The sequence below is a fragment of the Pseudomonas protegens genome (genome assembly GCF_003732485.1).
Lineage (GTDB): Bacteria > Pseudomonadota > Gammaproteobacteria > Pseudomonadales > Pseudomonadaceae > Aquipseudomonas > Aquipseudomonas protegens_B.
Genome location: NZ_MOAK01000027.1, coordinates 63940 through 73458 on the forward strand (window position 1 = coordinate 63940; position 9519 = coordinate 73458).

At 65.1% G+C, this 9519-nt stretch carries 9 protein-coding genes and 1 pseudogene; 3 read left to right on the top strand and 7 right to left on the bottom strand.

Translation table 11 applies throughout. From position 1 onward, the window contains the following. A partial coding sequence (locus tag BLX41_RS02835) for a lysophospholipid acyltransferase family protein (protein ID WP_259744354.1) occupies nt 1-482 on the top strand: 482 nt, incomplete at its 5' end. A gap of 1 nt (nt 483) precedes the next feature. Beyond that, nucleotides 484-1416 carry a phosphatidate cytidylyltransferase gene (locus BLX41_RS02840; RefSeq protein ID WP_123723687.1) on the top strand — a complete coding sequence of 311 codons (933 nt, stop codon included), beginning with the start codon at nt 484-486 and terminating at the stop codon, nt 1414-1416. Nucleotides 1417-1455: 39 nt separating this feature from the next. On the opposite strand, the gene BLX41_RS02845 is transcribed toward BLX41_RS02840, so the two are convergent. Further along, nucleotides 1456-1929 (bottom strand): Lrp/AsnC family transcriptional regulator, encoded by a 474-nt coding sequence (locus tag BLX41_RS02845; protein WP_092317965.1) that lies wholly within the window; start codon nt 1927-1929, stop codon nt 1456-1458. A gap of 132 nt (nt 1930-2061) precedes the next feature. On the opposite strand from BLX41_RS02845, the gene BLX41_RS02850 reads away from it, so the two are divergent. Then, nucleotides 2062-2703 carry a LysE family translocator gene (locus BLX41_RS02850; protein WP_404942735.1) on the top strand — a complete coding sequence of 214 codons (642 nt, stop codon included), beginning with the start codon at nt 2062-2064 and terminating at the stop codon, nt 2701-2703. Nucleotides 2704-2755: 52 nt separating this feature from the next. On the opposite strand, the gene BLX41_RS02855 is transcribed toward BLX41_RS02850, so the two are convergent. The 6 genes and pseudogenes from BLX41_RS02855 to BLX41_RS02880 all read right to left on the bottom strand — a co-directional run bounded on the left by BLX41_RS02855 (nt 2756) and on the right by BLX41_RS02880 (nt 9184). Beyond that, nucleotides 2756-4888, bottom strand: a complete 2133-nt coding sequence (locus tag BLX41_RS02855) for a hypothetical protein (RefSeq protein WP_123723688.1) — start codon at nt 4886-4888, stop codon at nt 2756-2758. Continuing rightward, nucleotides 4875-6077 (bottom strand): DUF3142 domain-containing protein, encoded by a 1203-nt coding sequence (locus tag BLX41_RS02860; RefSeq protein WP_123723689.1) that lies wholly within the window; start codon nt 6075-6077, stop codon nt 4875-4877. Before BLX41_RS02860 ends, BLX41_RS02855 begins: the two co-directional genes overlap by 14 nt. Before the next feature lie 156 nt (nt 6078-6233). Next, nucleotides 6234-7109 (bottom strand): annotated as a pseudogene (locus tag BLX41_RS02865) (FAD-binding oxidoreductase); the annotation flags it as partial. 25 nt (nt 7110-7134) lie between these two features. Then, nucleotides 7135-7764 (bottom strand): glutathione S-transferase family protein, encoded by a 630-nt coding sequence (locus tag BLX41_RS02870; RefSeq protein ID WP_123723691.1) that lies wholly within the window; start codon nt 7762-7764, stop codon nt 7135-7137. Nucleotides 7765-7890: 126 nt separating this feature from the next. Next, nucleotides 7891-8793 (bottom strand): LysR family transcriptional regulator, encoded by a 903-nt coding sequence (locus BLX41_RS02875; RefSeq protein ID WP_123723692.1) that lies wholly within the window; start codon nt 8791-8793, stop codon nt 7891-7893. Nucleotides 8794-8863: 70 nt separating this feature from the next. Further along, nucleotides 8864-9184 carry a hypothetical protein gene (locus tag BLX41_RS02880; RefSeq protein ID WP_123723693.1) on the bottom strand — a complete coding sequence of 107 codons (321 nt, stop codon included), beginning with the start codon at nt 9182-9184 and terminating at the stop codon, nt 8864-8866. Between the last annotated feature and the right edge of the window lie 335 nt (nt 9185-9519).

Genomic DNA, 9519 nt, shown 5'->3' on the forward strand with positions numbered 1-9519 from the left:
TGCTCTGGGCCTCCCTGCCACCGGCCCTGCGGCGCCTGACCCGGCCCGTGGCAGGCGCCGACTACTGGCAGAAAAGCAACCTGCGCCGCTACATCATCAACCGGGTGTTCAACGGCGTGCTGATCGACCGCGAACGCAAGGAGGCTGTGGATAACAATCCGCTGCAACCCATGCTCGACGCCCTGGAGAATGGCGACTCGCTGATCATCTTCCCGGAAGGCACTCGCAACCCCGAAGACGGCCTGCTGCCGTTCAAGAGCGGGATCTACCACCTGGCCAAACGTTATCCACAGGTGGAGGTGATTCCCGTGTGGATTGCCAACCTCAACCGGGTCATGCCCAAGGGCCGCTTCCTGCCCCTACCGCTGCTGTGCACCACCAGTTTCGGCGCGCCGCTGACCCTGGAAGAAGACGAAAGCAAGGAACACTTCCTCGAACGCAGCCGCGCCGCGCTGCTGGCCCTGGCTCCGGAGCACAGCTGAAATGGATAAACAGACCCTGATGTTGTTCGGCGGCATCGGCGCCATTCTGGTGCTGGCCTCGCTGATCGGTTTCATCCTCCAGTGGCGCACCCGTGGCGCGCCCAACCCGGTGATCGACAACCTCAATGCGCGGATCAATGCCTGGTGGGTGATGGTGCTGGTGATCGGCATCGCCTTCTGGCTCGGCACGGCAGCGGTGATCCTGCTGTTCTACGCGGTGTCGTTCTACGCCCTGCGCGAGTTCCTCACCCTGACCCCGACCCGGCGCAGCGACTATCCGGCCCTGGTGGCGGCCTTCTACCTGGCCCTGCCCCTGCAGTACCTGCTGATCTACTCCGACTGGTACGGACTGTTCTCGATCTTCATCCCAGTCTACGTGTTCCTGCTGCTGCCGATCCTGGCGTCCCTGGGGGGCGACAGCACGCACTTTCTGGAACGCGCCTCCAAGGTCCAGTGGGGGCTGATGATCGCGGTGTTCTGTGTGTCTTTCGTGCCGGCCCTGCTGACCCTGGACATCGCCGGCTACGAAGGCCGCAACCTGCTGCTGATCGCCTATCTGGTGATCGTGGTGCAGCTCTCGGATGTGCTGCAGTACGTCTGTGGAAAACTCTTCGGCAAACGCAAGATCGCCCCCAACCTGTCGCCGTCCAAGACCGTCGAGGGCTTTGTCGGCGGCATCCTGCTGGCTTCGATGATCGGCGGGGCGCTGTTCTGGATCACTCCGTTCAACATCTGGCAGTCGTTCCTGATCGCTCTGCTGATCAACCTGCTGGGCTTTGCCGGCGGTATCGTCATGTCGGCGATCAAGCGCGATCGCGGGGTCAAGGACTGGGGGCACATGATCGAGGGCCACGGCGGCATGCTCGATCGCCTGGACTCGGTGTGCTTCGCCGCGCCGATCTTCTTCCACCTCGTGCGCTACTGGTGGACCTGAACCACCGTGGCGAGCGAGCTTGCTCGCCACAACAGCTCCTCAGCTGGGCAGGTGCCCCAATGGCAGGGGCCCCGGGGTTTTCACCGTGTGAATCGCAAAGTTGCTACGGATATCGCTGACCCCGGGGATCTTCAGCAAGTGGCCGGTCAGGAAGCGGTCGTAACCGCGCAGGTCCGGGACCACCACCTGCAGCAGGAAGTCCGATTCGCCGGATACCAGGAACGCCGAGATCACCTCCGGCAATTGCAACACCGCCTGGCGGAAGGCTTCGGCCTCGGCGTCGTTGTGCCGCTCCACCTTGACCCCGACGAACACCGTCAGCCCCAGCCCCACTTCATCCCGGTCCAGGGTCGCCTGGTAGCCACGGATCACTCCGGCCTCCTCCAGCATCCGCACCCGGCGCAAACAGGGTGACGGCGACAGGCCGATCTCCTCCGCCAGTTGCACATTGCTCAGGCGGCCGTCGCGCTGCAGGGCGGCGAGGATCTTGCGGTCGTAGGCATCGAGTTTCATGTTTGGCATATCCGCATGGTCAGCCCATTGAAAGTTGGAAGATTATGCCAATTTCCGCCGTCTTGCTGGTTGATTACGCAAGCACCTGCCTGCCCCTGCGGCTCTAAACTGGGCGCACCGACTCGACAACGAATGGGGTGCAAGGTGGCGCAACTGTGGATGTATTTCCTGGCTCTGGCGGTGGTCTACCTGCTGCCCGGGCCCGACATGATCCTGCTGCTGCAGACCGGTGCCCGCCAGGGCAAGGCCCAGGCGCTGGCCACGGCCCTGGGACTGGCTGTCTCCCGCGGCTGTCATGTGGCCCTGGCCGCCCTGGGCCTGGCGGCGCTGTTCAAGGCCGCTCCCTGGACCTTCGATGTGGTACGCCTGGCGGGCGCCGCCTACCTGCTGTGGATCGGTATCCAGTGCCTGCGGGCCAACCTGTTGCCCAACCTCGACAGCGCCAGCGCGGCGGCCACGCCCCTGCGCTGGCGTCAGGCGATCCAGCGTGGCCTGCTGACCAACCTGCTGAACCCCAAGGCGCTGCTGTTCTGCTCGGTGCTGCTGCCGCAGTTCATCGATCCCCAAGCCGGCGCGGTAGCCCCCCAATTCGTCACCCTGGGTGTGTTGCTGGTGGCGGTGGGCGGACTGTTCGACTGCTGCTACGCCCTGGCCGGTGCCGGGCTGGGCCGCTGGATGCAGCGCAGCCCCTCGGCCCAGCGCTTGCAGCAATGGCTGTTCGGCAGCCTGCTGATCGGCTTTGCCTTGCGCCTGACCTTCGTCCAGCAGGCCTGAGCCCAGCCCCACCTCAGTGGCGCGCGTGCCGCTGAAAGCCCCCAGGGCGCCATCAGGCCGTTCGGCGGCGGCGCCACAGCAGGTAGGCGCCAGCCAGCAGGACGCCACCGCCACCAACCGCTGCCAGCTTGTGCTGCACCAGGGCCGAACGGGATGCGTCCAGCCACTGGGTCAGGTAACGCTTGTTGGCGCTGGCGAAGTCCGGTTCCTGGCAGTTCATGCCAAAGTTGCCGGCCCATTCCACAAAGGGACCGTTTTCCACATAGCGCTGGTAGTAGGCGATCTCGGCATCGCTGCCACGGGTCCAGCGCGCCGCCTTGCACAACACCGCGGCATAGGCCTGGCTGGTGTGAGGCAGGAAGTCCGCAGCCTGGTTGCCCAGTTCCCCGGCCAGGTAGCGGTAGTGGTAACGCACGTCGGGCTCGGCGGTGGTGGCTTGCTGACGCTGCACTTCGTCGGCACTGATAAAGGGCCCGACCTGCACCGGTGGGATCTCCAGGCTGTAGCTGCCCCAGAGGCTGTGGTAGTCCGGGCCCATTTCGTAACCCAGGATCTCCATCCCCGAGGCACGGGCCAGCTTGCCGGCCTGGTAAAAGGCCTCTGCCCGGCGTGTGGGCAGCCAGGCCGACTCGGCACTGCGCCGGTATTCGCCGTAAGCCTTGGCGATGGCCTTGCGCTCCGGGCTGTCGAAGTAACCCCAACCCTCTTCGTAGCGGCCTTCGCGCAACAGGCGGCGACCCAGCACTTCACGCAGTTGGGCGGCGAGCGGCAGGCTCTCGTAGTAGGAGTATTCCGGCTTGGGCGTCGGTGGCGGTGCCGGTACCTGGGTATCGATGAACTGCTTGAGTTCATCCAGGGTCAGCACCCGCTCCGCCACCGTGGCCGCGTCGTGCCAGTAGATCTCGCCACTGCGGTAGAGCAGTTCGAAGGCTTGCACGTAGTCGCCGCGATCCAGGGCCAGCAGGGCGCTTTCGCCTTCTACCCGGCAACCGGGCTTGAGGTCTTCGTAGTTACCGTCATAGTCGCCGCGAAAGCCCCAGCTCTCGTCTCGGGGAAAGGCCGCGGCGGCCTTGGCATAAGCCGCGGCGGCGGCGACCTTGTCGCCATCACGCAGGGCCATCTTGGCCCGCAGCCACCAGGCCAGGCCGCCATCGTCGGCATGCTCGAGCAACTGCTTGGCGGTGGTGAAATCGCCATTCTGGTAATTCAGCGCCGCCAGCCGGTCGGCGTTGTCGAAGCTGCCCGCAGTGCCCTGGCTCAGCAGCTTGATCAGTTTCACCTCCGACTCGGGCCGCTCGCCGAAAGACCAGGCCTGGTGCGAGATCAATGAGGCAGTGAGCAAGCGGGCTACGGAAGGATGCTTGAGCTGCTCCAGCAATTGCGCGGCCGGCAGGCCGCTCAGTTCGCCCACCACCTGCTTCAGGGAGCTGTAGCCGACGTCCGAACCCAGCTGGTTCTGGATGGCATACAGATCGATGGCCTGGCTCCAGTCGTTCTGATCCTTGAGGATACGGGCCTCCTCTCCCAGGCTGGCGACGCCCAGGCTCAGGGGGTCGCTGAAGGCGTCGATGCTCAGCTGACGGGTCTGGGCGAATGCCTGGCGCGCCGCCTGTCGCATGTCGCGCCGACCCTGATCGTCCAGTTCGTTGGCTTGCTCGCTGACAAAGGACAGGGCCCGCCCCAGGGAATAGGCGGCCCAGGTGCTGCGCAAGGCGCGCTGCTCGGCGGGCAGCGCCAGCACCTTGCGGAAATACTCCGCCGCCAGCTCATGATCCCCGGCGCCGAAAGCCACGGCGCCCGCGGTGTAGAGGTTGATCTCCGGCGGCAGGCTGGCCCCTTGTTGCTCCGCCACGCGTGCGTCGTTGAGCTTGCGCAACTGGCCGACCAGGGTTTGCTGAGCCTGGTCCAGCCCTTGCTGTTCGGCCCAGTTACGCTCTTGCACCGAATAGCTGTCAGGCAGGCTGTAATCGACACTGAAGCCGTTGTTGGCGACCGGCATGAGCCCGGCGATGGGCTGACCCAGGCGGCTGATTTCGAACTGGAAACTGCCTTCGGGCAGCTGCGCCAGCGTCTGTGGGCGGTCGTTCAGCAGGCGCATGGGGAAAGTCGGTCCGCAGGCCAGGGCCGGAGCCAGGGGCAGGCACAGGCTCAGGCACAGCAGGTAACGGGATCTAGGGACGAACATGCGCAGCTCCTTGGTCGATTTTTGTACAGCGGGCCCAGCCCACGGCGCGGCTGGCGCCTGCGACCAGGCGGCCGCTCTGTTGCCGGGTCAACAGCAGTTGGCCGTCGCGCAGCTGTGCGGAATAACCGCCCAGCCCGTCGAATCCGTCGCATTGGGCAACGGCCAGGGTCAGTTGTTCAGGCAAGGGCCGATCGAGGTTGCCCGCGTTGCTCAAGCGGATGTCGAACAGGCCGTCCTGTTCATCCAGGCGGATGCCCAGCTCGCCGGCCAGGGCATCGCCCCGGGCCACCGCCCGCAGGGTGTCCAGGCTCCAGGCCCGCACATCGCCCTTGAGAGGCAGGCGAAACCAGATCAGGCCGGCCAGATGCGGCGGCGGGTCGTTGCGCAAGGTCCTGGCCAACCGGCTCAGTTGCTCGGGGTCGGCCATCAGCTCCTGGCGCTGACCGCTCCGTCGCAGCGGCGCCTCGCTTTCCACCAGGGGCGCGCCTTCGGCAGCGGGGAGCAAGGCGACGCCGTAGGCGGGCAAGGCCAGGTAGAAGGGTTTGTCGCTGATACGCGCCCAACGCCTGGCCCACTGCTCGGCTTGTTGCGGATCGAACAGGCCGTGCCGAGGATCACTCACGGCGTGCACCTGCAGCACGCTGCTGTCGACCTTGGCCAGCAGGCCCGGCAACTCGCGACTGTCGAGCCAGGCCGGCAAGGCGGTGATGCTCAGGGCCAGTTGGCTCGGCAGCACAGCCCGCAAGCGCTCAAGCAACATGGCGTAGGCGGGCAATCGCGCGGTGCCGGCATCGTGGTCGATCTCGATCCCGGCCAGGGTCAGGCCCTGCTCCTGCCAATCCGTCAGCAGTTGCTGGACCTGACGGATGATCTCGTCCTGATCCAGGGACGGCAGTTGCCCGTCGAGGCGGATCACCGCGATCAGTGGACGAGCATCCTGCTTGAGCAAGGCGGCGTCGATCCGTGCGCGGCTCCAGCCGGCCTGTGGAAAAGCCTGCAGGGCCAGGACCCGGGCTGTGGAAAAGTCGGCCCGGGAACCGGCCAGAGCGTCGGCGTGGGCGGGCGTCCACTGCCGTTGCCAGATGTAGAGTTGTTGATCCAGAGGGGGGGCGTCTTGGTTGCGGCAGGCGCTGAGCAGCACCGGGCAGAGCAATAAGGCGAAGAGGCGGAGCAGGACCCGGGGCAGCATGAATCGTTGATTCCCTTTAACGCAACAAAGCCCTGGCATGCCGGGCGCTCTGCAGATGATCAGCCTTGAGATCGCGCCAGCCTACGCAGGGCCGAGGCTGGCGGCAATCGCTGGCGAGGACTTTTTTCTGCAGGCGCCCAGGGCCCGTTACAACCCTCGCAGGGACAGGGCTGCCGGCCGCCGGACCAGCCGCTCCACGGTAAAGCGCCACACGCGCTCGGCCCCCTGAAAGGTGCTGACCAATGGGCCGCCTGAGATGATTTCGGTGCGCCCACTGAGTTGCAGCAACTCGCCACTGTGAAAGTCGATGAACAGCAAACCCGCCCGGGGATTGAGCAGCAGGTTGCCCAGGGTATTGAAGTGCAGGTTGCCGGCGAAATCCGGGATGGTCAGGCAGTTGCCTTCGACCCGAACGAACCCGGCCGGGCCGCCACGATGGGAAACATCCACCGCACGCTGGCCTTGCACATCGACATAGCTGGCGACGAAGAAGGTATCGGCGGCGCCGATCAGGGCCCGGGCCGCCGGGTCCAGGTCCTGTCGGTGCTGGGCTGGGCGGCTGGCCGGATCGCTCAAGGGCACACGCTGCAGATCGCGCAACTGGATGTAGCGTGGGCAGTTGCCGAACGACTGCTGCACCCTGAGGCAAAAGCCCCGGCTATCGAGCCCACCGATGCGGCCGTTGAGACGATTGCGTCGCCGGGTATGCAGCTCGATCCCCAACAGTCCCAATGCCGCACCTTCCTGCAATTGCAGCGGATCATCGGCAGCCGGCAGGCTGTCGAGGCGCAGCAGCGTGGCTTGCGGGGCCTGGGCAAAACCGGGCGGACCTTCAAGCAGGCTCGCCCAGGGATCGCCGTGGGCATCCACCGCGCCCACCAGGATGAACGGCAGTTGTCCGTAGAACTGCTGGTGCTGCTCGGGCATGGCAGGACGGATGACTTTGGCGCCGAAGGCTTCCATGCGCTCGGCCACCCCTGCCTGGATCTGCAGTTGCCGTTCGCCGGCATGCCAGGGTGAATGGGTGCTCATGTGGCGGCCTCCGCTGAGTGGCTCTTCAGGCGCTTTTCAAACCCGCTGCCGTGGATGGCATGGGGACAAAGCCGGGCAAGGCTTCGATACGCTGCAGCCAGGCCCGTACATGGGGGTAATCGGCCAGGGACACATTGCCCTCCGGAGCGTGGGCGATGTAGCTGTAGCCCGCGACATCGGCAATGCTCGCCTGCTGCCCCACCAGGAAGGGCCGGCTCGCCAGTTCCTGGTCCATGACCTTGAGCAGCACGTGGGAACGGGCGATGACTTCCTCGGCATTGAAGGACGCACCAAACACGGTGATCAGCCGCGCAGCTGCCGGTCCGAAAGCGATCGGTCCCGCCGCCACCGACAGCCAGCGCTGCACTTGGGCAGCCCCCTCCGGGTCGGTGGGCAGCCAGCGACCGCGACCGTAGCGTTGCGCCAGATACACTAGGATCGCATTGGAGTCCGCCACCACCACGCCCTGGTCATCGATCACCGGCACCTGGCCAAAGGGATTGAGGGCCAGGAAATCCGCCTGCTTGTGAGCGCCCTTGGCCAGGTCGACAAAGATGGTTTCGCTGGGCAGGTCCAGCAGGGACAGCATCAGCTCGACCCGATGGGCATGCCCGGAACGGGGAAAGTTGTAGAACTTGATGGGCAGCAGGGACATGGTGGACTCCGCGAGCAGGAGCGCGGTCGAAGTGCCGCGCCGGGAGCCCCATCTTGATCCCTGGGGAAAAACAACAGAATCACCAGAAATCGCAATCCATCATTTCATCCAGCGCAATAACGCTGATCAAGGATTGAGCGATGGATGCTCTCGCAGGGCCTGCACGGCGAAGTCGACGAAGCTGCGCACCCGCGCCGGCGCCTTGCGCCCGCCCTGGTACACCACATGGATCGGCAAGGGCGCCAGCTCGAAGGCCTGGAGGACAATCTCCAACTGCCCGGCCGCGACTTTGTCGGCAACCTGATAGGACAGCACCCGGGTCAGGCCCAACCCCAGACAGGCAGCGCTGATGGCTGCCTGGTTGGCACTCACCAGCAACCGCGGCTCGGGCCGAATGCTCAAGGGCCGACCGCCATCGTTGAACTGCCAGTTGCGCGCCTGGCCCACGGACGACGGCGCGATCACCGGCGCCTGGCGCAGGTCATCGGGATGCTGGGGACGTCCATGGACGGCAAGAAACTCCGGCGCGGCGCAGACAACGCGGCGCACCTCACCGACTCGGACGCTGTGCTGGCCACTGTCGGGCAACTCGCCGATGCGTATCGCCACGTCGATGCCCTCCTCCACCATGCTCGCCACCCGGTCCAGCAGCAGGGCGTTGACCCTGACCTGTGGATAACGTTGCAGGTAGCGCACCAGCAGCGGGGTGACGAACAGGTCACCGAACAGCACCGGCGCAGTCAGGGTCAACTGGCCCCGAGGCTGGGCATGGATGCCGGCGGCCGAAGCCTCGGCGTCCTGGACCTCGGCCAGAATGCGCCGGCAATCCTCCAGGTAGCCTTGCCCGGCTTCACTCAAATGCACGCTGCGGGTGGTGCGGATCAACAACTGAGTACCGATGCGCTGCTCCAGCGCAGCGACGGCTCGGGTCACGCTCGCGGCCGACAGGCTCAGGCGCCGAGCGGCAGCAGCGAAGCCCTGCTCCTGAGCGACGCAAACGAACACCTGCATTTCCTGGAACCTGTCCATGCCCTACCTCAGCTGCCGGCGCCTGCCCGGTGAGCGCCGCGAGCCCGCAGCATAATCCAGGGGCCTGGCTTCAGGGGATACACCAGGTGCCGACGTCATGCCGATCGAACCCCGGGCACGGGTTGTTCTTGGCAATCAGCCGGTAGGGCTGATCTTCGGCGTAGGAAAAATAGAAGTAGTAGTGCCAATCTTCCCCGTACAGCCAATAGGAAGAAGAACCCTGATTGATCAAAGTCGGCTCAAAGGTCCAGATGGAGGATTCAGCGGGAATGAAGTTGGCCCGGTCCTTCAGCAGCAACAGGCTGTTGGACAGCACCGGGGTCAGCCCGCCCAGCAGCAGGACAACCAGCATCAGGACCATCGTCCATCCATGAATCAAGCGCAGCTTCATAAGCTCTCCGGCAGCATCGACAAGAGTAAGGTCTGACGGCTTAGCCTTATACCAACTGGCGGGATTTCCCGTCACATCGAATGCATCCGCTGATGCGACGAGCCGCAAGTCGTCTTGTGTACTCTCAAAGGCGAAAGGTCTCTGGCCGGACATCGTCTATTTTTGAAAGGGTCCGCACACCAGCGACACCCGCTCGTAGTTCAGAGCCTTGTTGCGGTTGGGCAGCGCATAAGGCGCTTCACACCGTTGGTTTTCCCAGACGATGAAGAGGCTGCCGGTGTCGGCTTCAATCAAGGCCAACGCCTTGCCGGTGGGGTCGGCAATCGCAATCTGCT

What these genes read in the sequence shown, in the direction of transcription:
- BLX41_RS02875 (WP_123723692.1), bottom strand. Translation starts at nt 8,793, where the DNA reads ATGGACAGGTTCCAGGAAATGCAGGTGTTCGTTTGCGTCGCTCAGGAG.
- BLX41_RS02860 (WP_123723689.1), bottom strand. Translation starts at nt 6,077, where the DNA reads ATGCTGCCCCGGGTCCTGCTCCGCCTCTTCGCCTTATTGCTCTGCCCG.
- BLX41_RS02870 (WP_123723691.1), bottom strand. Translation starts at nt 7,764, where the DNA reads ATGTCCCTGCTGCCCATCAAGTTCTACAACTTTCCCCGTTCCGGGCAT.
- BLX41_RS02845 (WP_092317965.1), bottom strand. Translation starts at nt 1,929, where the DNA reads ATGAAACTCGATGCCTACGACCGCAAGATCCTCGCCGCCCTGCAGCGC.
- BLX41_RS02840 (WP_123723687.1), top strand. Translation starts at nt 484, where the DNA reads ATGGATAAACAGACCCTGATGTTGTTCGGCGGCATCGGCGCCATTCTG.
- BLX41_RS02880 (WP_123723693.1), bottom strand. Translation starts at nt 9,184, where the DNA reads ATGAAGCTGCGCTTGATTCATGGATGGACGATGGTCCTGATGCTGGTT.
- BLX41_RS02850 (WP_404942735.1), top strand. Translation starts at nt 2,062, where the DNA reads ATGGGGTGCAAGGTGGCGCAACTGTGGATGTATTTCCTGGCTCTGGCG.
- BLX41_RS02855 (WP_123723688.1), bottom strand. Translation starts at nt 4,888, where the DNA reads ATGTTCGTCCCTAGATCCCGTTACCTGCTGTGCCTGAGCCTGTGCCTG.